The following is a 20,502-nucleotide window of genomic DNA, read 5'->3' on the forward strand; positions in this document are numbered from 1 at the left end:
GGATCAAAGATCCGTCATTTGGACAGATCTTCCAGCGGCATCGATATTTCGGCGAAGACGCCTTCCGGCCGGAATTCGTGGGTCACTTCGCTTGAAATGACCTTGGCCAGGCTGCGGCGGATGAGGATCGAGCCGAAGCCGTGGCGCTCCGGCGGCGCGACTTCAGGACCGCCGCTTTCGCGCCAGGTCAGCACCAGGCGTCGGTTGCCCTTCCTGCCTTGTGCCTTCCAGTCGAGATCGACCTTGCCCGATGCAATCGACAGCGATCCATATTGCAGCGCGTTGCTCGCCAGTTCGTGCAAGATCAGCCCCAGGCCGACCGCCTGGTCGGGCGACAGCAAGAGATCGGCGCCGGAAATCGCGATGCGCGGCTGGTCTGCGGTATCAAAGGGCCTGATCTCGATCTGCACGAGTTCGCGGATGCCGATGCCGCGCCACTCGCGGTCGGACAAGAGGTTGTGGGCGATGCCCAGCGCCTGAAGCCGGGCGCCGAAAGCGTCGAGGAATTCGCTGGGCTGGCGGGCATGACGCACGGTCTGCGTCGCCAGCGCCTGCACGGTCGCCAGCGTGTTCTTGACGCGATGGTTGAGCTCGCGCAGCAGAAGCCTTTGCCGCTCCTCGCCGAGCTTGCGTTCGGAAATGTCGTAGTTGACGCCGAAGATCAGCGTCGGCTTGCCGTCGCCGTCGCGCTCGATGACGCGGCCGCGCGTGGCCACCCAGCGCGGCGGATGAAAGTCCTTCACCCGGTATTCGCCGAAATAGTCGTCGCTGCCGGACAGGGCATCGCGAAAGCGGGTTTCGGTCTGGTAGACGTCGCGCGGATCGATGGCGGTCAGGATGTCGCGCRCCCGCAGCCGGGTCGACCGCGGCAGGTTGAACAGTTCCGACAATCGAACGTCGCATTCGATCATGTCGGCGCGAATATCCCAGGCCCAGCTGGCGAGCGAAGCCGCATCAAGCGCAATGGCGCGGCGCTTTTCCTCGCGCGCCAGGGCTGCCTCGGCGATGGCGCCGCTGCGTGTCGCGTCCTTCAAGGTGAACAGGCTGGCGGCAAGGCCGGCCAGCGTCTTCAACTGATCGAGCTTGGCCTGCGATGGAAAGGCATGCGGCTTGCGGTCGAGCACGCACAGCGTGCCGATCCTGGCGCCCGCCACCACCATCGGTGCGCCGGCATAGAAGCGCACATGATGCTTGCCGGTGACCAGCGGGTTGGTTTTGAAGCGCGGGTCCGTCGTCGCGTCCGTCACCACCATGGGCTCGTCGCCGGCAGCGATGGCATGGGCGCAGAAGGAAATGCCGGTCGCGGTTTCGCTCTCATCGAGACCGAAGCACGACTTGAACCATTGCCGCTCGATATCGACGAGCGTGACGAGGGCCGTGGGCGCCTGCATCACGGCCGCGGCAAGGCTGGTGATGCGGTCGAAATCCGGGTCGGCCGCCGTATCCAGCATCTCCAGCCCGTGCAGCACGGCCAGCCGGTCCTCGGCATTGACCGCGAGCGACACCTCGGCCGGCAGGCTTGCCCCTATTTCCGCCTTGCTATCCACCCCAATCCCCAAAGGCCCGTGACGGTCTTCGCCGTCCTGCCGATCGGCCTGCCAAGCAGGCCTCCCGGAACCATCCTAACGAGGAACCGTTACCCGACCGTGATTTGCGGAGTGCGCCAGGCGCAAAACGAAACAAGGACCGGCCATGCCCAAGATCATTCCTCAGGACAAAGCGCGGCAGGGGCGATGGGGCTGGCACGGCCTGCGCATCCTGATCGCCGCGCTGCTTCTGGCCTTCGCGGCCTGGGGTATCGCCGAAATCTATGGCGAGGTCGCCAAGACACCGGCGACGCAGCAAGGAAGCCCCCCGAGCGGCTAGATTATCGGCCGTCATCGTTGGAGATCGCATCAGGCAGCCTTTGCTTGCGCGATGCTGGCCGGCACCAGGACATTCAGCGCGCCGGGCCGGATTTCGATCGTCGTCTCACGCTCGAGCCTGACCAGTTCGCCATCCATGACGGCTCGGAACTTCCTGCTGCCGGAATGGATCTTCAGGACGGTTCGGTCAGCCTGATGGATTTCCACATGCTCATTGTCGCGCCATCTGCCGCGCGCCACATTGAAGAGGAATTTCACCAGTTCGGCGCGCTGCTGCGCCACCGTGACATAGATGCCGAGCACGCCACCTGCAGGGTTGTCCGCATAGGGCAAGTGGCCTTCGCCGAACAGATTGTTGGTGACGCCGATGCCCGAGATGCGCGCCGTCATCTCGGCCTTGCCTATAGCAAGCGTGACGTTCATCGCCGGAGGGTTGTTGATTGTCGCCCATGCCGCCTTGGCCGAAGCCCGGATCTTGCCCAGGCGCGAGCCGAATTCCATTCCCTGGCGCAATTGCACCATCCTGGCATGCATGCCGATCGAGAATTGATGAACGAAGGGCCGGCCGTTGGCGGTGGCCATGTCGACGGCGATGATCTCGCCGTCGGCGAAGGATTTCAATGCCGCATCGAGGGATTGCGGGATTCCCAGACCGCGCGCGAACAAATTCATGGTGCCAGCCGGCAAGATGGCAAGCGCCTTTTTCTTGTCCATCAGCCTCGCGGCCGCCGCTGAAATGGTTCCGTCGCCGCCACCCGCCAGCACCACATCGACGGTGCGGCGCGAGGCAGCGTTGTCGAGACCCTCCACCACGTCCTTGCCGGCAACCACATCGATGCTCAAGGAATGTCCCGCGGCTTCCAGCGTCTGATGCATCCTGTCGGAGAAGGCGGCGAGGTCGGTGGTGCGCAAGGTGCCGCCATCCCGGTTCAGCACCGCTGCAAATTTCATGCCCCGCTCCGTTGTGTCAGTCCAAAACGGCCGGAGGAAACCAGCCGCAGGCTGAAACGTAGCAGTGCGGGAAAGGTTCCGTCGGGGCGGTGCTATTGCTGGCGTGTTCTCCCGTCACAGTGCAACTGCTCCGTGTTTTCCCGTCCGCGAAATCCACGCCAATTTTGTCGGAACAACAGCATGGTCACGACGTTGTGAACCCGTAGAGGTGCCGCGCCGGACCTTTCCGAGAACGGTCCAACCGGACGCGGCGCGCACGAAATCACACGTCAGGAGAGACCATCATGATCCGCACCCTCTTAGCCACGACCGCACTCGCAACGCTGATCGCGACGGGCGCCTTCGCGCAGACCGCGACGACTCCGGCTCCCGCCGACGCCCCTGCCGTTCAGGAGCCGGCCGCAGCCGCTCCGGTGCAACGCGCCGAAGGCAGCATCGTCACCAACATCATCGGCGAATCCGTCTATAACGGCACCGGCGACGATGCCGAGAACATCGGCAAGGTGACCGATGTCGTCTTCGACAAGGACGGCATGGCCAAATCCGTCGTCATCGGCGTCGGCGGCTTTCTGGGCGTCGGGGCGAAGAATGTCGCCTTCGATTACGACAAGCTGCAATGGGCCGAGAAGAACGGCGACCGCTGGCTGGTTGCCCAGACAAGCAAGGATGAACTGACGGCGCATCCGGAATTCGACAGCAAGCCTTATGGGCCCGCGCCGGCACCTGCCGCTTCGACGGATGCTGCAGCGCCCACGGCACCCGCGGCCACGGATACCGCGCAAGCGCCTGCCGCCGTTCCGGCCGAGCCTGTGAAGCGTGCTGATGGCAATCTTGCCACCAACATCATTGGCGAGACCGTCTACAACGGCACCGGCGACGATGCGCAGAACATCGGCAGCGTCAACGACATCGTGCTGAGCAAGGAGGGCAAGGCGCAATCCCTGGTCATTGGCGTTGGCGGCTTCCTTGGCCTCGGCGCCAAGAATGTCACCTATGATTTCAACAAGGCTCAGTGGGCCGAGAAGAACGGCGACCGCTGGCTGGTGGCCCAGACCACCAAGGAAGAGCTGCAGGCGCAGCCTGATTTCAACCGCAAAGCCTATGATCCGGTGCCGGCGACGACGGCATCCAATGAGCCGGCGGCAACAGCTCCGGCCGAGACAACGGCTCCTGCCGCGGCCCCAACGGATAAGACGGCCCAGGCACCGGCGGCCACCGCTCCTGACCAGACAAAGACGGCAGCCATCGACAAGTCGACGCTGACCGAGATGCCGATGGGAGAAATCAGAGGTGAAGACCTGAAGGGCGCGACGGTCTATGGCGCCAATGACGCCAAGGTCGGGGAGATCGGCGATGTCGTGCTGACATCCGACAAGAAGACCGATGCAGTGATCGTCAATGTCGGAGGCTTTCTCGGCATTGGCGAGAAGGAAGTGGCGGTTGGCCTGGATAATCTGAAGTTCATGACCGACAAGGACGGCAAGAAGTATCTCTACACGTCCTTCACCAAGGAACAACTCGAGGCGCAGCCCGCCTATGACAAGGGCAGCTATGCCGAGAAGCGCGACCAGCAGCGGTTGATTGTGAAGTAGAGCAGTAGGGCAGTAGGGCAGTAGGGCAGTAGGGCAGTAGGGCAGTAGGGCAGTAGGGTGTGCGGCGTCGATGCCGGCATATCCAAACATACTGCCTTACTGCCCTACTCCCTTGTTGCCTTACTCACATGTCCCACCACGCCGGTTTCCGTCAACTCCGCCAGCGCCAGTGACTGGTCGAGGTGCTCGGCTCGCCAGCCCAGCAGCCGCTCGGCGAATTCCAGACGAATGGACAGATGCGCGGGGCTGGTGGCGAGGTTGGTCAGTTCACCAGGGTCCGTCTCGACGTTGAAAAGCAAAGGCGGCAAGGCGCCGCCAAAATGCACGTATTTGAATTTCTTTGTGCGGATGACAGCCAGGTTGCACTGGCGCGAGGCGATGCCGAAATGCGCCTCGGCCTCGCCGTCGGCGATAGAGCGGAAATCGAACTCCCAATGCGCGGCGTCGCGCCAGACGGCGGGGGTTCCGCCGCTCAGGAATGGTTTGAGCGACCATCCGTCGAGATGCGATTCGGGGGCCTCGCCAAGCAGATCTATAAGCGTGGGCAGGATGTCCACCGCTTCGGTGAAACGATCCACCGTGCTGCCGGCAGCCTTGCCATGCCGCGGATCGCGGATGATCAACGGGATGTGGTAGCTGCCGTCGAAGTAGCCGCCCTTGCCCAACATGAAATGGTCGCCCATCATCTCGGCATGGTCCGAGGTGAGAACGATGATGGTGTCGTCCCACGCGCCTGAAAGCTTGAGCGCCTGCCATATCCGACCGAGTTGTGCGTCGACCTCCGAGATCATGCCGTAATAAATCGCCCGGATGCGGCGGAAATCATCCTCGCTCCAATCGTGCACCTTGCCCGTCGCGCCGGGGCGGAACTTCGCGCGTCTCTGCCGGCTGAGATCATAGGCGATATAGGGATGGCTCTGGGCTTCGGCTCGCCAGCTCTCGGCGCGATGAAAGACCGGGCCGTCAGCCGGATCGTACAGCGTGTTGTAGGGCTCCGGTACGATGAAGGGCGGGTGCGGGCTGATGAAGGAGAGATGCGCGAACCAGGGCATGGCCTGCTCCTGTTCGCCGAGCCAGCGGATGAACTCACCGGCAAGGAAGGCCGCCGGCGTCTGGTCTTTCGAATAGATTGGCGGCGCCTCTGTCACTGCGTCTGCGGTGTCTTCATCGCCTACGGGGCGATGGATGTCCGGAGATCCGGCGCTGGCATCGATGCCTTGCTGCTTCAGCCAGGACAGCCACTGTTTCTGATGCTCCGGCAGCAATTGCCGCACCGTGAATCCGGGCAGCACGCCTTCATAGCTTTTCAGCCTTGGGTCGCGGGGGGCCAGCGGGCGCGGATCGAGCGACACGTCGGTGTAGCCGAACAGCGTCGGATCGTAGCCGATGCTGCGCGCATGCTGCGCGATATTGCCGTGACGGGCGTCCAGCGGTGAGCCGTTGCGGCAGACGCGGTTGTTCATCTGGTAGAGACCGGTGTAGAGGCACGCGCGGGCTGGAGAGCACGGCGCCGCACCGCCATAGTGCTGCCTGAACAGCACGCCCTCGGCGGCCAGCGCGTCGGCATTCGGCGTCTTCAGCACGGGATGGCCGGCAGCCGACAGGCAATCGCCGCGCCACTGGTCGCAGGTGATCAGGAGAACGTTCGGGCGTCTGGCTTTTCCTGTCACTCGCTGTACCTTTCGCTGGCTCGTCGAATGCCATTCATGGAACCGATTTCCAGCAACGGCGCAAGACCACCCCTGTTAGTCGATTGGTGAACAAAATTCTTTCCATCGTTCACTTTTACAGCACAGTCCATTCTGTGTTTGGCGCCTTTGCCGCAAGCGGTCGTGTCCTCATATTGGCGTGGACAGCGGCGAGGGCCGCACAAACAACAAGGGAAGGAGCAAGACAATGCTCGACCAGATCAAGGGCCTGCATCACGTCACCTCGATGGCCAGGGATGCCCGCCAGAACAATGACTTCTTCACCCACAAGCTCGGCCTGCGTCGGGTCAAGAAGACCGTCAATTTCGACGCGCCCGACGTCTACCACCTCTATTATGGCGACGAGGCCGGCACCCCCGGTTCGGTGATGACCTATTTTCCGTTTCCCAACATCGGCAAGGGCCGTCCCGGGGTCGGCGAAGTCGGCACGACGGTCTACTCCGTGCCGGAAGGCACGCTCGCCTATTGGGAAAAGCGCTTTGCTGACGAAGGCGTGAGCGGCGTTTCCCGCGAGGAGAGTTTCGGTGAGAAGCGGCTCAGGTTTGCCGGCCCCGATGGCGACGGTTTCGCGCTTGTCGAGGACAAGGCCGACGGCAGGGCGCCGTGGGCCAAAGGCGGCATTCCGACCGACGAGGCGATCCGCGGCTTTCACTCGGTTTCGCTCAGGCTGAAGGATGGCGGCGCCACCGAGGAACTGTTGAAATTCATGGGCTACGAGGAAGTCGACAAGTCAGGCAATGTCAGGCGGCTCGCTGTGAAGAACGGCAATGGCGCCGATGTCGTCGATATCGAATCGCTGCCGACCACGGCCTTCGCCGATCTCGGCGCCGGTTCCGTCCACCATGTCGCCTTCGCCGTCGAGAACCGAGCCAAGCAGCTCGAAGTGCGCAAGGCGTTGATGGACACGGGCTATGGGGTGACGCCGGTGATCGACCGTGACTACTTCTGGGCGATCTATTTCCGCACGCCGGGCGGCGTGCTGTTCGAAGTCGCCACCAACGAGCCGGGCTTCGACAGGGATGAGGACACCGCGCATCTGGGCGAAGCGCTGAAGCTGCCGACGCAGCACCAGCATTTGCGGCCCTATCTCGAACAGCATCTGCAGAAGCTGGAAGGCTGAGGTCATGAGCAAGGACGCTTACATCCACAAGGTGCTGCCCGGTTCGCCGGGCGGCCCCATGCTTTTCGTCTTTCACGGCACCGGCGGCGACGAGAGCCAGCTTCTCTCGCCGGGACGCGATCTCGTGCCCCAGGCCACCATCATCTCGCCGCGCGGCGATGTGTCCGAGTATGGCGCTGCACGCTTCTTTCGTCGCACCGGCGAGGGCGTCTACGACATGGACGACCTGGCGCGGGGGACGAGCAAGATGGCTGAATTCGTCAAGGCACATGTCGAGGCGGCGAAACCCTCGGCTGTGCTTGGCCTCGGCTATTCCAACGGCGCCAACATTTTGGCGTCCGTGGTGTTCGCCGAGCCCGCGCTGTTCGACGCCACGGTGCTGATGCATCCGCTGATCCCGTTCGAACCGGAGGTCAAGGGCAGCCTCGCCGGTCGCCACATGCTGCTGACCGCCGGCAAGCGCGATCCGATCTGCCCGCCGAACCTGACGACGCGGCTCGAGGCCTATTTGCGTGCCGACGGCGCCGATGTCACAGTGGAATGGCACGAAGGCGGGCACGAGGTGCGGCCAAATGAAATCGAAGCGGCCCGGCGGCTTTTTGCCGGCGTCGCCTAGGGAGTTTAGACATGCCCGACCAACTGCCTGAAATCGAACTGGAAGACCGCGGCTCCAAGGGTCGCTACGTGCTGCGTGGACCCGGCGGCGCCGAGGCCGAGATGACCTTCACCAAGATCGGCGAACACCAGATCATCATCGACCACACCGAAGTGCCGGACGCGTTTCGCGGCCAGGGCGCCGGGCTTCGGCTCGTCACCCGCGCCGTCGAGGATGCGCGCGCGGCGGGCAAGAAGATCATCCCGCTTTGCCCGTTCGCCAATGCCCAGTTCCGCCGCCACCCGGAATGGGCTGACGTGCTGAAGCAATAAGGGGAGCGCAGGCACGTCATCGATAGGCAGCGGGGGGATAGAGGGGCAGTCCCCGCTGCCGGTTGGCTTTGTCATTTGCCGCGACCAGATATCTTGCCTAGATATGATGTCTCGCCGTGCCGACAAACGAACTGAATGATCCCCTGATGACCGAAACCGACCTCGTCCCCGTCTTTGACGGCCACAACGATACGCTGCTCAGGCTGTATCAGTCGAAGGACAGGGACGTCGAAAAGCTGTTCGTCGAAGGCAAGACGGGCGGCCATATCGACCTGCCGCGCGCCAAGGCGGGCGGCTTTGCCGGCGGCATGTTCGCGATCTTTCCGCCGCCGGTCGAGAAAGCCAGGCGCAGCGCCGTGCCCCTGGCGCCGAGCGACAGCGAGCCGCTGCCGCCGGAGGTGCCGCGCGCCGATGCGCTCAACTCGACGATCGCGATGGCCTCGATCCTGTTCAGGCTGGAGCGGGCCGGGGCCTTGGCCGTCTGCCGCACCGCCGGCGACATACACAACGCCATGGCCAAAGGCACGATCGCCGCGGTGTTCCACATCGAGGGCGTCGAGGCGATCGATCCCGAACTGACCATGCTCGACGTGTTGCATGCCGCCGGCCTGCGCTCGCTCGGCATCGTCTGGAGCCGGCCAAATGCCTTCGGCCACGGCGTGCCGTTCCGCTTTCCGTCCTCCCCGGATACCGGCCCGGGGCTGACCGATGCCGGCAAGGCGCTGGTCAAGGCCTGCAACGAGCTGAAGATCATGATCGACCTCTCGCATCTCAACGAGAAGGGTTTTCGCGACGTCGCCGGTCTCAGCGACGCGCCGCTGGTCGCCACCCACTCCAACGTGCATGCGCTCTGCACCCATTCGCGCAATCTCACCGACTGGCAGCTCGGCGCCATACGCGAGTCCGGCGGCATGGTCGGGCTCAACTTCGCCACCGGCTTCCTGCGCGAGGACGGCCGCATGAATGCCGACACCAGCCTCGACATCATGGTGCGTCATGTCGATTCCCTGCTGCAGGCGCTGGGTGAGGACGGCGTCGGCCTCGGCTCCGATTTCGACGGCGCCATGATCCCGGCCGTCATCGGCGACGTCGCCGGCCTGCCGAAGCTGATCGATGCGCTGGCCGCGCGTGGTTTCGGCCGTGCCCTGATCGAGAAGATCGCTTACCGCAACTGGCTGAGCATGCTCGAGCGCACGATAGGCTGAAGGCTACCGATCGAAGTCCATGCGCTTCAGCCAATCCTTGCCGACGCCGCGATCCCTGATGATCGGCAGCGGGTTCTCGGAATCCAGCCGCGCGCAGATGCGGTAGACTTCGAGTGTCTCGGCGCTCATCTCGCCGCGCTTGTAGAAGAACATGGCGGCGGCATAGCGCGTGCGTCCGGACCATTTTTCGCCGAGCGGCGTGTTGACCAGTTCCCACTGCTCTGCGGCCTCCAGCTCTGCGTCGTCGGCCATGGTCAGAAATCCGCCGGCGGATTGGCGGTGCGGCGATCGAGCTTGATGAAGGGCCGCGCCACCACCTTGGCCCGTTTCATCAGCTTCTGATATTGCAGCTCGCGCATGGCGTAGATCTCGACCCACAGGTCTTCCACGACGGTATCACCATAGGGCCGCGCCAGCGAAGCGATGGCGATGTTGCGCTTGGCCATTGGCGACCACATGGAGGCGCTGACCAGGCCGACCTCCTGATGCTTCTTGTGATAGACGATGGCGTGTTCGGCGGGGATGTTGCCTTCGATCTCCAGCCCGACCAGCACGTGGCGCAGCCTGCGCTTGGCGCGGGCCTCGAGGATGGCGCGGCGGCCGTTGAAATGGCCCTTTTCCGGATCGATCATGAAGCCGAGGCCGATCTCGTCAGGCCTGCGCAAGCGGTCGGCGCGGATGGCGTGCTCGGCGGTCGTGAAATCGGCATTGGCAACGATCAGCCCGGCCTCCAGCCGCGCGCGGTTGAGCGCGGTGTAGCCGATGGCCCGGATGCCGCGCAGTTCGCCGGCCGCCATCAACCGGTCCCACAGGCCTAGCGCCTTGTCGGCCGGCATGAACAGTTCGTAGCCGAGATCGCCGGTGAAACCGGTGCGCGAGATGGTGACGGTTGCGCCGTCATGCGGGAAATCGGCAAGGTCGAAAACCTTGAGCTTCTCGACGCCGGCAAAGCCCGCATCGCGCAGCACGGCAAAGGAGGTCGGCCCTTGCAGTGCCAGCCCAGCGATAGCCTCGGTCTCTTCCTCGACAGTCACGTCGAATCCGATTGCGCTGTCGAGCAGCCAAGGCAGATGGCGCTCCTGCGAACAGAGGCGAAAGCGTGTCGGCGAGAGGCGAAACAGTGTGCCGTCGTCGAGGACAAAACCTTCGTCGTCGCACCACGCCGTGTAATGGACGCGGCCGGGTTGGAGTTTGGTGACGTCGCGCAAGGTGACGCGATCGAGCAAGGCTTCGGCGTCCGGCCCTTCTATCCGGTATTTGGTCATCGGTGAGATGTCGAACAAAGCCGCCTGGCTGCGAATGGCGAAATATTCCAGCTCCTCGTCCCACAGCGAATGCGGCGCGCGGTAGCCGGCCCAATTGTACCAGTCCTGGGTCTTTGCCAGCGCGTCGAGGCGCGGCTGGAAGGGCGTGCCGAGGCGCAGCGTGCGGAAATGGGATTGCGCGGCGATGCGGGCGGAAACGGCCGCGTCTTCTGTCTTCGAAGCGGGCTTCTTCCTGGTTGCCTGGGCCATGGCCTATCCCTTCATCGCAATGATGCGCCGCGCGGCGTTGAGGCCGGGAGCGCCGGAGACACCGCCGCCGGGGTGCGAGCCGGCGCCGGCCAGGAACAGCCCTTCGAGCGGCGTGTCGTAGCCCGACCAGCCTGAAATGGGCCGCGAGACCAGCATCTGGTCGGCCTGCAATTCGCCATGGTGCCAGTGGCCGCCGGGCATGCCGTAGCGCGCCTCGATATCGGCCGGCGTCAGAAGCTCCGCATGGACGACGCTCTTGCCGATGCCGGGCGCGTAAGCCTCGAGCTGCGCCATGACTGCCTCGAGGAATTTCGGCTTGCCGGTAGCCCAGCCTTCCCTGAGCGCGTAGGGCGCGTATTGCACCACCGCCGACAGAACGCAGGCGCCATCAGGCGCGAGCGATGGATCGGCGAGGCTGGGCAGGGTGATTTCCATCACCGGTTCGGGTGAGAATTCGCCATACTTGCATGGGTTGAAGGCACGCTCGACATGATCGGGCGAGGGCGCGATGACCAGCCGACCCTTGTGAGCGGCGGCATCGGCACCGGTGAATTGCGGCGGCCGGTCGAGCGCCAGATGAAGCTTGGCGGCGTCGCCTTTCATGCGGATGTTTTTCACCTTGCGGAGGAAGCCGGTGTCGATTTCGCGTGGCCCGACAAGGTCGAGGAAGGTGGTCGCCGGATTGATGGCCGAGACAATGGTCCTGGCGCGCAGATCCTCGCCCGTGTCGAGCGCGACGCCGATGGCGCGGCCTTTCTCGACGATGATTTTGGCTGCGGCAGCCGATGTGCGGATGGTGGCGCCGGTCTTTTCCGCCGAGGCGCGGATGGCGGCGATGACGGCGCCCATGCCGCCTCGCGGCAGGACCTGAGCACCGGCCGCTCCGCCGGTCTCGCCGGCGAGGCGATAGTAAAGGCCGAGCAACGAGGTCGGCGAGCGCGGGCCGAGATGACTGCCGAGCGTCGCGTCGAAGGCGAGCAGGCCTTTCAGCCGGTCATCCCTGAGCTGTTCGTCGAGCAGGTCGGCGACGTTCATCAAGAGCACGCGCAGGAAGTCGCGCATGTCCTCCTTGCCGAGCTTCTTCAGCGCCAGCGCGGTCTGGCCGAGCGAAGCGGTCTCCAGCAGCGACATGCCGGCGAGATCGGGTGGGCGGCGCGAAAGGAAGGGTTTCAGGATGCCGGCATAGCGCAGCAGCTGCGCACGCAGTTCCTTCCAGGCCGACTGTTCCGAAGTGCTGGCGCCGGTCAGCGCCTCGCCATAGGCGCCATGCAGCATCAGCGCCGGGCCGTCTTTCGACAGCGCCACCGACGGCAGGAAGTCGGCGCGGGTAAATTGCAGCCCATGCTTCTCCAACTCCAGCGTCTTCACCACATCGGGATGCAGGCGGTTCAACAGATGAGCGACCGACGAGGCGCGAAAGCCCGGGGCGAATTCCTCGGTGCGCGCGGCGCCGCCGACTTCGTTGCCTGCCTCCAGCACCAGCACCTTGCGGCCGGCTTTGGCCAGCGTGGCGGCGGCGACGAGGCCGTTGTGGCCACCGCCGATGACGATTGCATCAAATGACGTCATGGGCCGGGCTCATATGCGAGGTGGATTTGGCGAGATCGCGCAGGATTTCGGCGGCGGCATTGCGGCCGGGCGCGCCCATGACGCCGCCGCCTGGGTGGGTCGAGGAGCCGCACATATAGAGGCCGCCGACCGGCGAACGGTATTGCGCGTAGCCCGGCACCGGGCGGTTGAACAGAAGCTGGTCGAAGGTGAGTTCGCCCTGAAAGATATTGCCTTCGGTGAGCCCGACCTCTGCCTCGATCTCGCGCGGCGTGCGCACCTCCATATGGACGATGCGATCGCGGAAGCCGGGCGAGTACTCGGCGATTTGTGCAATCACGCTTTCGGCGAAACCGTCGCGGTCGGCATCGGTCCATTCGCGGCCGTTCACCTTGGGCGGCGCGTATTGCACGAAGCAGCTCATGAAGTGCTTGCCGGGCGGCGCCATGGTCGGATCGAGCGTCGTCGGGATGACCATGTCGAGGAACGGATCGGCCGACCAGCGCCCGGCCTTCCAGTCGTCATAGGCGCGTTCCATGCGCTCCATCGAATCGGTGAAGTGCATGTCGCCGCGATAGACCGGCGAGTCCTTCGGCAGTGCGGGGAATTCCGGCAGCGAATCGAGTGCGATGTTGACCTTACCGGAGGAGCCGCGGATCTTGAAGTTCTTGACCCGGCGCAGGAAAATGTCGGGCAATTCCTTTTCCTCGACCAGCTTCAGGAAGGTTCGCTTCACGTCGGCATTGGAGACGACGAGCTTGCCGTAGACTTCCTCGCCGCCGGCCAGCACCACGCCCTTAGCCTTGCCTCTGGCAACCAGCACATGGTCGACCTCGGCGCCGGTGCGGATGGTGCCGCCCGAGGCCTTGAACGACGCGGCCAGCGCCTTGGTGACCGCGCCCATGCCGCCGCGCGCATAGCCCCAGGCGCCGACCGAGCCGTCGACCTCGCCCATATAGTGGTGCAAGAGCACATAGGCCGTGCCGGGCGACATCGGCCCGAGCGCGGTGCCGATGATGCCGGACAGAGCGAAATTGGCCTTGATGACATCGGTCTCGAAATATTCGTCGAGGAAGTCCGAGATCGACATGGTCCAGAAGCGCAGCGTCAGCGCCATTTCCTGAGCCGACAGGCCGGCGAATTTCTTGCCGAGGTAGAGAAGCTCGCCGAGATCGCGCGGCTTGAGACTGGTCGGGTCGGGCGCGGTGCGCATCAAAAGCGGCTGGATAAAGCGGCACTGCCGCGTCACGTCGCGGGCGTAGCGGTCATAGGCCTCGGCGTCGCGCCTGGAGAAGCGGGCGAATTCGCGGCGGTGCGCGTCATGGTCGCGGTAGTTGGCGAGGTAGTCGCCATCCCTGGTGAACACCGCGCCGCCCTCATAGGAAATGACCTGCAGGCCGAAGCGCGGCAGTTCGAGGTCGCGCATGATTTCGGGGCGAAACAGCGAGCAGACATAGGAGCAGTTGGAATAGAGGAAGCCCGGCGTCAGCTCGCGGCTGGTGGCCGCGCCGCCGACCCATTCGTTCTTCTCCACCACCAGCACGTCGAGCCCGGCGCGCTGCAGATAGCAGGCATTGACCAGGCCGTTGTGGCCGCCGCCGATGATGATCGCGTCCCATGCCTTCATTGTGGCCCAGTCTCTTTGTTTCCACGCAATTCCGAAGGGACCGCGCCGCGCGCTTTTCCTGGAATTGCTCTGTGCGACCCGCTGTTCATTTTGCGTGATCTGTTCCCGAATGCGCGGAATTTGGCACGGCATCGGTCATTCTGTCCAGCCATTCTGAATGAATGTTCAACAAATGATATTGCGTTTTCCCCGACATGCGCTAGGCTTTGCGGCGTTCGAACTGAGCATTCGCCGATTGGGGATCGAGGGCTGATGATCGAAACGGCAGATGCCGAGTATGACGACACCGCCATCCGCTTCCTCGAGGCGCTGTGGGGCGAAGGCTACCTGTCGCCGGGCGGGCCCGAAGAGGTCGACCGGGTGGTCGAAGGGCTTTCGCTCGAGGGCAGGACGGTCCTCGATATCGGCTGCGGTTCCGGCGGCATCATCCTGCATCTGGTCGAGCGCCATGGCGTGGCGCATGCCACCGGCTTCGATGTCGAGCAGCCGGTGATCGAGGCAGCCAGAGGGCGCGCCGCCGCGCGTGGGCTCTCGGACCATGTCGAATTCATCCAGGCGCCGCCCGGACCGTTGCCTTTCGCCGATCGCTCCTTCGATGTCGTCTTTTCCAAGGATGCGCTGCTGCACGTGCCCGACAAGGACCGCCTGTTCGCCGAAATCTTTCGCGTGCTGAAGCCGGGTGGCGTCTTTGCCGCCTCCAACTGGATGATCGGGCATGACGGTGAACCGTCACCCGAGATGAAGGCCTATGTCGCCGCCGAGGGGCTGTCCTTCGCCATGGCCTCGCCGGCGCGCTATGCGCAGGCGATGCGCCGGGCGGGCTTTGCCGACATCACCGTGCGCGACCGCAATCCCTGGTACCGGGAGGTGGCGCGCGGGGAACTCGCGCGGCTCAAGGGACCGCTCTACACCCGAGCCGCGGCAGCGGTCGGCGCGGCCTATGTCGACAAGAACATCAAGACCTGGGAGGCCATGCAGAAGGTGCTTGACAGCGGCGAGCACCGTCCCACTCATCTGCGCGGTTGGAGGCCGGTTGGATAGCCGGCGATGCTGGAGACCGTCACACCCATGAAGACTTCCGAGGCCAGGGACATTCCCGCCGAAACGGCGCAAAAGGGCGATGCCGAAAAGCGTGGCCGCAAGGCTTCGAAGGAGGTGCGCCAGCTGCAGTTGATCGAGGCGACGATCGACTCGCTGGCCAAGCGCGGCTACGCCGAGACGACGATGGCCGATGTCGCCGATGGCGCTGGCCTCTCGCGGGGCATCGTCAACTTCCATTTCGAGAGCAAGGAAAAGCTGCTGATCGCGACGCTGCAGCACATGTATGACGAGTATTCGGCGCATTGGCGCGCCTCCCTGCAGAAGGCTGGCGACGATCCGGCGCGGCAGCTGCAGCAACTGGTGTGGGCCGACTTCGACCGCTCGATCTGCAACAAGCGCAAGCTCGCCGCCTGGCTGGCCTTCTGGGGCGAGGCCAAGTCGCGGCCGACCTATCAGGCGCTGAGCAGTTCGCGCGACAATTATTACCAGCAGGTCTTCATCGATCTCTGCGCGACGCTCAAGCAGAGCGGCTCGTATGCCTATGAGCCGCAGGTGATGGCGCTGGCGCTGTCGGCCATGCTGGAGGGGCTGTGGCTGCGGCTGATGATGGGCACCGAGGACACGACGCGCGAAACAGCCTTGCAGGCGGCCAACGCTTTCTTGGCCGCTGCCTTCCCGAAGCACTACGGTTAGCAACAGCCGGCCGCCAAGACCGGCAAGACCAAAAGAGGATGGAACAGCATGAAGAACCTTAGCCGACGCCTGACATTGACATTGGCGCTGGGCGGCGCACTCGCGGCTTTGGCGGCAGCGTTCGCCGTCGCCGCCGACAAGGACCTGATCGTGTTCGACTGGTCCGGCTATGAGGACCCGAGCTTCCATCCGAAATATGTCGAGAAAAACGGCGATTCACCGACCTTCGCCTTCTTCGGCGACGAGGACGAGGCGTTCGAGAAAGTGCGCTCGGGCTTCAAGGCCGATCTCGGCCACCCCTGCTCGCAAAGCGTGACGAAGTGGCGCGAGGCAGGCCTGCTGCAGCCGCTCGACACGTCGAAGATCACAGGCTGGAAAGACCTCAATCCCGGCATCATGGCAATGAAGAATCTCGCCACGACCGATGACGGCAAGGCTTGGTTCATGCCGTGGGACTGGGGCAACACGCAGCTCACCTATAACTCCTCCAAGATCGACGCCAAGGACGTGCAGTCGCTGAAGGCGTTCGCCGATCCGAAGTTCAAAGGCCGGGTGTCGATCGGCGACAATGTCGACGACGCCTATGCGCTGGCAAGCCTTGCCATCGGCCTGAGGGATTGGACCAAGATGACGGACGACCAGTTCAAGCAGGCCTCCGACTTCCTGCGCCAGGTGCACAAGAACGTCCGCTCCTACTGGACCGACACCACCGATATCGTGCAGCTGTTGAGCGGTGGCGAGGTCGACCTCGCCTGGGCCTGGAACGACGCGACGGTTCAGTCCGTCAAGGCGGGCGTGCCGATCAAGTCGGTAAAGGATACCAATGAAGGCATCTCGACCTGGGTCTGCGGCTATGTGTTGTTCAAGGATGCGCCCGGCAATGTCGACAAGGCCTATGATTATCTGAACGCCGTCAACGATCCGGAGACCGCCAAGGTGCTGGTCAAGGACTGGGGCTATGGCCAGGCCAACGCCAAGGGCATGGCCGGCGTCGACCCGGCGATCCTGAAGGAAAAGGGCTATGACGACGTGCAGAAATTCGTCGACAAGACGCTCTTCCAGTCGCCGCTGCCGTCCGATCTGAAGCTGAAGATGATCGCCGAATTCGAGAAGATCAAAGCCGGGTACTGATCTCGTCTCGACGTCCCGTCCGACGCCGATATGGCGGGCGGACGGGCCTCGCCAAAGCGGGTGATTTCTCCTAACCTCGCAGCAGCTTTTTCGCGATGGGGGAGTTTCGCCATGACGCCAATGCTACGCCGCCTGGCGCTTGCCGCCGCCTGCACGATCGGCGCCGGCGCGGCCTATGCCTGGGCGGAAGGCGGCGGCGATCTCGTGGTGTTCGACTGGTCCGGCTACGAGGACCCGCTGCTGCATCCCGCCTACACCGCCAAAAATGGCGCCGAGCCGACCTTCGCCTTCTTCGGCGACGAGGACGAAGCCTTCGAGAAGATGCGGGCGGGCTTCAAGGCCGACATCGCGCACCCCTGTTCGCAAAGCGTGGCGAAATGGCGTGACGCGGGCCTGCTGCAGCCGCTCGACACGTCGAAGATCACAGGCTGGAAAGACCTCAATCCTGGCATCATGGCGATGAAGAACCTCACCACCACGGCCGACGGCAAGGCTTGGTTCATGCCGTTCGACTGGGGCAACACGGCGCTGCTCTACCGCACCGACAATGTGACGGCGGACGAGGCGAAGTCGCTGCGGATTCTGGCCGATCCGAAATTCAAGGGCCGGGTCACCATCGGCGACAATGTCGACGATGCCTACGCGCTGGCGAGCCTGGTCATCGGCCTGAAGGACTGGACCAAGATGACCGACGCGCAATTCAAGGAAGCGTCGGATTTCCTGCGCCAGGTGCACAAGAATGTCCGTCTCTATTGGACCGATTCGAGCGATATCGACCAGGCGTTTTCCGGCAATGAGGTCGACCTTGCCTGGGGCTGGGGCCAGACGCTGATCGCGATGAGCGGGCAAGGCGTTCCCGTCGCCATGAACCGCGATACCAAAGAAGGCATGTCGACCTGGGTGTGCGGGTACGTGCTGATGAAGGACGCGCCGGGCAAGCTCGACCAGGCCTATGATTTCCTGAACGCGGTCAACGCGCCGGACATTTCCAAATACATGGTCACGACGTTCGGCTACGGCCATGGCAACAGTGCCGGCATGGCCGCGATCGACCACAAGGTGCTGGCCGAGCGCGGCTTCGACGACATCGACAAGTTCCTCGACAAGACGCTGTTCCAGCAGCCGGTCGCGCCCGAACTGAAGAAGCGCATGGTCGACGAGTTCGAGAAGATCAAGGCCGGATATTGAACGATAAAACCCAGAGAACCGACGTCGTCATCGTCGGTGCCGGCTTCACCGGCCTGTCGGCGGCGCTTGAACTGAAGCAGGCCGGCATCGATTTCCTGTTGCTTGAAGCGCGCGACCGCGTCGGCGGGAGGGTCGAGGCGATCCGCAACGGACTTGGCGAGCGCATCGACAGCGGCGGCCAGTTCCTGTGCGAGGACATGCCGGAAGTGATGGCGCTGGCGAAGGCGCGCGGCAAGACCTTCGTAGAAACCTTTGTCGAGGGTGATTTCGTCACGCATCCGCCGATGCCGGCCAAGGACGCCAAGCAAACCTATCACGGCGCGATGGCGATCCGCGAGCGCATGAACGGCATCGAGCCGGACGACCCCTTGATAGAAGGCATGAGCGTCGCGGCCTGGCTGGAACAGCAGCATGATCCCATCGATGCCAAGACCGCCTTCCGCTCGATGATCGAAGGCCTGTGGTGCCTGCCGATGGACAAGGTGCCGCTCTGGCACCTGATCGACAATGACCGGCGCATCACCAACGAGGTGCCGGAGCTGCAATATTTCCTGCGCGAGACGATGGAGTCGCTGGCCGAGGATCTGGCTGGTGACCTCGGCCACCGGGTCCGGCTCGGCGAAGCGGTCACGCGCGTCGAGCATGGGCAGCAAGGCGTTCGTGCCGTCACGGGCAGTGGCGTGATCGAAGCCCGCCAGCTGCTGGTCGCGCTGCCGCCGGCGACGGCCGCCAAGCTCGATTTCGCGCCGACCTTGCCGGCGATACTCGCGAAGGCGCTTGGCGTCTGGGAAAGCGGCGCGGTGATCAAGATCCTGGTGCGCTATCCCCGGCCGTTCTGGCGCGAGCGGGGCTTGAGCGGCATGGTGATGTGGCGCGATCTGCCGGGGCTGTTTGCCTGCGACGCCAGCAAGGACGCGGAGCATGCCGCGCTCGTCGTCTTCGTCGGCGGGCCGCTGGCGTTGCGATGGCGTGCGCTCAGCGATGCCTCGTTGCGCGCGGAAGTGACGGCAAGGCTGGTGGCTGCTCTTGGTCCGGGCGCAGGCGACAGTGTCGATTTCAGCCAGCGCGACTGGATCCATGACCGCTGGAGCGGCGGCGCCTACAGCGACCTCATCGTCGATGCGATGGCGAGGGACGCCGAGAGGGCGATTCTTGCAGGTGCGCCGCCGGTGCATTTCGCCGCTTCGGAACTGTCGCCGTCATTTCCCGGCTATGTCGAAGGCGCGATCGTCGCCGGGCGCATCGCGGCGAGAAAGATAATCGCTGTGCTTCAGTCGCCCATCGCCACCAGGGCCTCGGGATCGTAGGCGAGGCGGATCGGGGTGCCGACCGGAATGTCGTCGGCGCCGAAATCGTTGGTTTCGGTCACCGACAGCGGCCTTTCGAGCCCCGGTATCTCGACGATCAGATGGGTGATCTCGCCGAAATAGTGGCGTTCGACCACCTTGCCGGCGACCTCGAATTTTGCCGTGGCATTGTCCCACAGCACGCGCAGACGTTCTGGCCGTATGCCGAGCGTCGCCGCGCCGCCATTGCGTACGAAGGCCTTCGGCTTGTCGGTCTTGACGCGGCCGAAGCCGAGCGTGTCGACAATCAATGAGGCGCCGCTCTCCTCGACGATCTCGGCCTTGACGAAGTTCATGCCGCCGAGGAAATCGGCGACCTGGCGGTTGACCGGCCGCTGGTAAATTTCCTTGGGCGATGCGACCTGCGCGATTTTGCCGCCGAACATCACGGCGATGCGGTCGGACATTGCGAGCGCTTCATACTGGTCGTGGGTGACCAGCACGAAGGTGATGCCGACCGCCCGCTGCAGGCGGCGCAGCTCGACCTGCATCTGCTCGCGCAATTTCTTGTCGAGAGCCGACAGCGGTTCGTCGAGCAGCAGCACCTTGGGCCGCATCACCAGCGCGCGGGCGAGCGCCACGCGCTGGCGCTGGCCGCCGGACAGTTCGGTCGCCAGCCGCTTGCCGAGGCCGGTCAGCGAGACCTGCGCCAGCGCCTCCTCGACGCGGCGCTTCTCCTCGCCGCCCTGCAGCTTCAGCCGCTTCAGCCCGTAGGCTACGTTCTGCTCGACATTGAGGTGCGGGAAGATCGCATAGCTCTGGAACACCATGTTGGTCGGCCGGCGGTTGGCCGGAATGCCTTCCATCGGCTGGCCGCCGACCGCGATCGAGCCGCTGGTCGGGTTGTCGAAACCGGCGATCATGCGCAGCAGCGTGGTCTTGCCGCAGCCGGATGGGCCGAGCAGCGAAAAGAATTCGCCCTCCCTTACGGTCAGGGAGGCATCGTCCAGCGCCTTGAACGCTCCATAGCTGCGGGTGACGTTGCGGATCGCGATCATGGATCGATCAGACTGGGCCCGATCCGATTGGGGGCGCTCGATCTGCG

Annotated in this window: 19 protein-coding genes; 11 read left to right on the forward strand and 8 right to left on the reverse strand. The window is 64.1% G+C overall.

Going from position 1 to position 20,502, the window contains the following annotated elements; translation table 11 throughout:
• Positions 1-14 precede the first annotated feature (14 nt).
• The gene (locus AC1DPX_RS07945) at positions 15-1,547 is read right to left on the reverse strand and encodes a sensor histidine kinase (RefSeq protein WP_477235636.1); all 1,533 of its coding nucleotides are present in this window, start codon (positions 1,545-1,547) and stop codon (positions 15-17) included.
• 145 nt (positions 1,548-1,692) lie between these two features.
• On the opposite strand from AC1DPX_RS07945, the gene AC1DPX_RS07950 reads away from it, so the two are divergent.
• Positions 1,693-1,866 carry a hypothetical protein gene (locus AC1DPX_RS07950; RefSeq protein WP_477235638.1) on the forward strand — a complete coding sequence of 58 codons (174 nt, stop codon included), beginning with the start codon at positions 1,693-1,695 and terminating at the stop codon, positions 1,864-1,866.
• Between the two features lie 29 nt (positions 1,867-1,895).
• Here AC1DPX_RS07950 and AC1DPX_RS07955 read toward each other — a convergent pair whose 3' ends face one another.
• Complete coding sequence (locus AC1DPX_RS07955; protein ID WP_477235639.1) at positions 1,896-2,816, reverse strand: diacylglycerol/lipid kinase family protein; 921 nt, start codon at positions 2,814-2,816, stop codon at positions 1,896-1,898.
• A 284-nt stretch (positions 2,817-3,100) separates the two neighbouring features.
• On the opposite strand from AC1DPX_RS07955, the gene AC1DPX_RS07960 reads away from it, so the two are divergent.
• Positions 3,101-4,408, forward strand: a complete 1,308-nt coding sequence (locus AC1DPX_RS07960) for a PRC-barrel domain-containing protein (RefSeq protein ID WP_477235641.1) — start codon at positions 3,101-3,103, stop codon at positions 4,406-4,408.
• Positions 4,409-4,512: 104 nt separating this feature from the next.
• Here the strand turns inward: AC1DPX_RS07960 and AC1DPX_RS07965 are convergent, their stop codons facing one another.
• The gene (locus AC1DPX_RS07965) at positions 4,513-6,078 is read right to left on the reverse strand and encodes an alkaline phosphatase family protein (RefSeq protein ID WP_477235644.1); all 1,566 of its coding nucleotides are present in this window, start codon (positions 6,076-6,078) and stop codon (positions 4,513-4,515) included.
• 226 nt (positions 6,079-6,304) lie between these two features.
• On the opposite strand from AC1DPX_RS07965, the gene AC1DPX_RS07970 reads away from it, so the two are divergent.
• From AC1DPX_RS07970 to AC1DPX_RS07985, 4 genes are all read left to right on the forward strand, one after another.
• Positions 6,305-7,237, forward strand: coding sequence for a VOC family protein (locus AC1DPX_RS07970; protein ID WP_202357577.1), 933 nt, complete (start codon positions 6,305-6,307; stop codon positions 7,235-7,237).
• A 4-nt stretch (positions 7,238-7,241) separates the two neighbouring features.
• Complete coding sequence (locus tag AC1DPX_RS07975; RefSeq protein ID WP_477235646.1) at positions 7,242-7,853, forward strand: alpha/beta hydrolase; 612 nt, start codon at positions 7,242-7,244, stop codon at positions 7,851-7,853.
• An 11-nt stretch (positions 7,854-7,864) separates the two neighbouring features.
• Positions 7,865-8,164: a GNAT family N-acetyltransferase gene (locus AC1DPX_RS07980; protein ID WP_140772677.1), complete on the forward strand. Its 300-nt coding sequence runs from the start codon at positions 7,865-7,867 to the stop codon at positions 8,162-8,164.
• A 146-nt stretch (positions 8,165-8,310) separates the two neighbouring features.
• On the forward strand, positions 8,311-9,369 hold the full coding sequence (locus tag AC1DPX_RS07985) for a dipeptidase (RefSeq protein WP_477235648.1): 1,059 nt from the start codon (positions 8,311-8,313) through the stop codon (positions 9,367-9,369).
• Between the two features lie 3 nt (positions 9,370-9,372).
• Here AC1DPX_RS07985 and AC1DPX_RS07990 read toward each other — a convergent pair whose 3' ends face one another.
• From AC1DPX_RS07990 to AC1DPX_RS08005, 4 genes are read right to left on the reverse strand one after another with little or no spacing between them, the layout of a single operon-like run.
• Positions 9,373-9,621, reverse strand: a complete 249-nt coding sequence (locus AC1DPX_RS07990) for a hypothetical protein (protein WP_202357579.1) — start codon at positions 9,619-9,621, stop codon at positions 9,373-9,375.
• 2 nt (positions 9,622-9,623) lie between these two features.
• Complete coding sequence (locus AC1DPX_RS07995) at positions 9,624-10,883, reverse strand: aminomethyl transferase family protein (RefSeq protein WP_477235650.1); 1,260 nt, start codon at positions 10,881-10,883, stop codon at positions 9,624-9,626.
• A 3-nt stretch (positions 10,884-10,886) separates the two neighbouring features.
• Positions 10,887-12,452, reverse strand: coding sequence for a phytoene desaturase family protein (locus AC1DPX_RS08000; RefSeq protein ID WP_477235652.1), 1,566 nt, complete (start codon positions 12,450-12,452; stop codon positions 10,887-10,889).
• Entirely contained in the window at positions 12,439-14,058 is a 1,620-nt protein-coding gene (locus AC1DPX_RS08005) for a phytoene desaturase family protein (protein ID WP_477235654.1), read from the reverse strand. Before AC1DPX_RS08005 ends, AC1DPX_RS08000 begins: the two co-directional genes overlap by 14 nt.
• A 252-nt stretch (positions 14,059-14,310) precedes the next feature.
• Between AC1DPX_RS08005 and AC1DPX_RS08010 the strand changes: the two genes are divergently transcribed.
• The 5 genes from AC1DPX_RS08010 to AC1DPX_RS08030 all read left to right on the forward strand — a co-directional run bounded on the left by AC1DPX_RS08010 (position 14,311) and on the right by AC1DPX_RS08030 (position 19,418).
• Positions 14,311-15,099, forward strand: a complete 789-nt coding sequence (locus AC1DPX_RS08010) for a methyltransferase domain-containing protein (protein ID WP_477235656.1) — start codon at positions 14,311-14,313, stop codon at positions 15,097-15,099.
• 6 nt (positions 15,100-15,105) lie between these two features.
• Entirely contained in the window at positions 15,106-15,792 is a 687-nt protein-coding gene (gene betI, locus AC1DPX_RS08015; protein WP_202357584.1) for a transcriptional regulator BetI, read from the forward strand.
• A 48-nt stretch (positions 15,793-15,840) separates the two neighbouring features.
• Positions 15,841-16,923 carry an ABC transporter substrate-binding protein gene (locus AC1DPX_RS08020; RefSeq protein WP_477235658.1) on the forward strand — a complete coding sequence of 361 codons (1,083 nt, stop codon included), beginning with the start codon at positions 15,841-15,843 and terminating at the stop codon, positions 16,921-16,923.
• 111 nt (positions 16,924-17,034) lie between these two features.
• On the forward strand, positions 17,035-18,111 hold the full coding sequence (locus tag AC1DPX_RS08025; RefSeq protein ID WP_477235660.1) for an extracellular solute-binding protein: 1,077 nt from the start codon (positions 17,035-17,037) through the stop codon (positions 18,109-18,111).
• The gene (locus AC1DPX_RS08030; protein ID WP_477235662.1) at positions 18,108-19,418 is read left to right on the forward strand and encodes a flavin monoamine oxidase family protein; all 1,311 of its coding nucleotides are present in this window, start codon (positions 18,108-18,110) and stop codon (positions 19,416-19,418) included. Before AC1DPX_RS08025 ends, AC1DPX_RS08030 begins: the two co-directional genes overlap by 4 nt.
• Here AC1DPX_RS08030 and AC1DPX_RS08035 read toward each other — a convergent pair.
• Entirely contained in the window at positions 19,382-20,455 is a 1,074-nt protein-coding gene (locus tag AC1DPX_RS08035) for an ABC transporter ATP-binding protein (protein ID WP_477235664.1), read from the reverse strand. The two genes, AC1DPX_RS08030 and AC1DPX_RS08035, sit on opposite strands and share 37 nt — an antisense overlap.
• Between the last annotated feature and the right edge of the window lie 47 nt (positions 20,456-20,502).

The sequence above is a fragment of the Mesorhizobium sp. 01N446 genome (assembly GCF_056399285.1).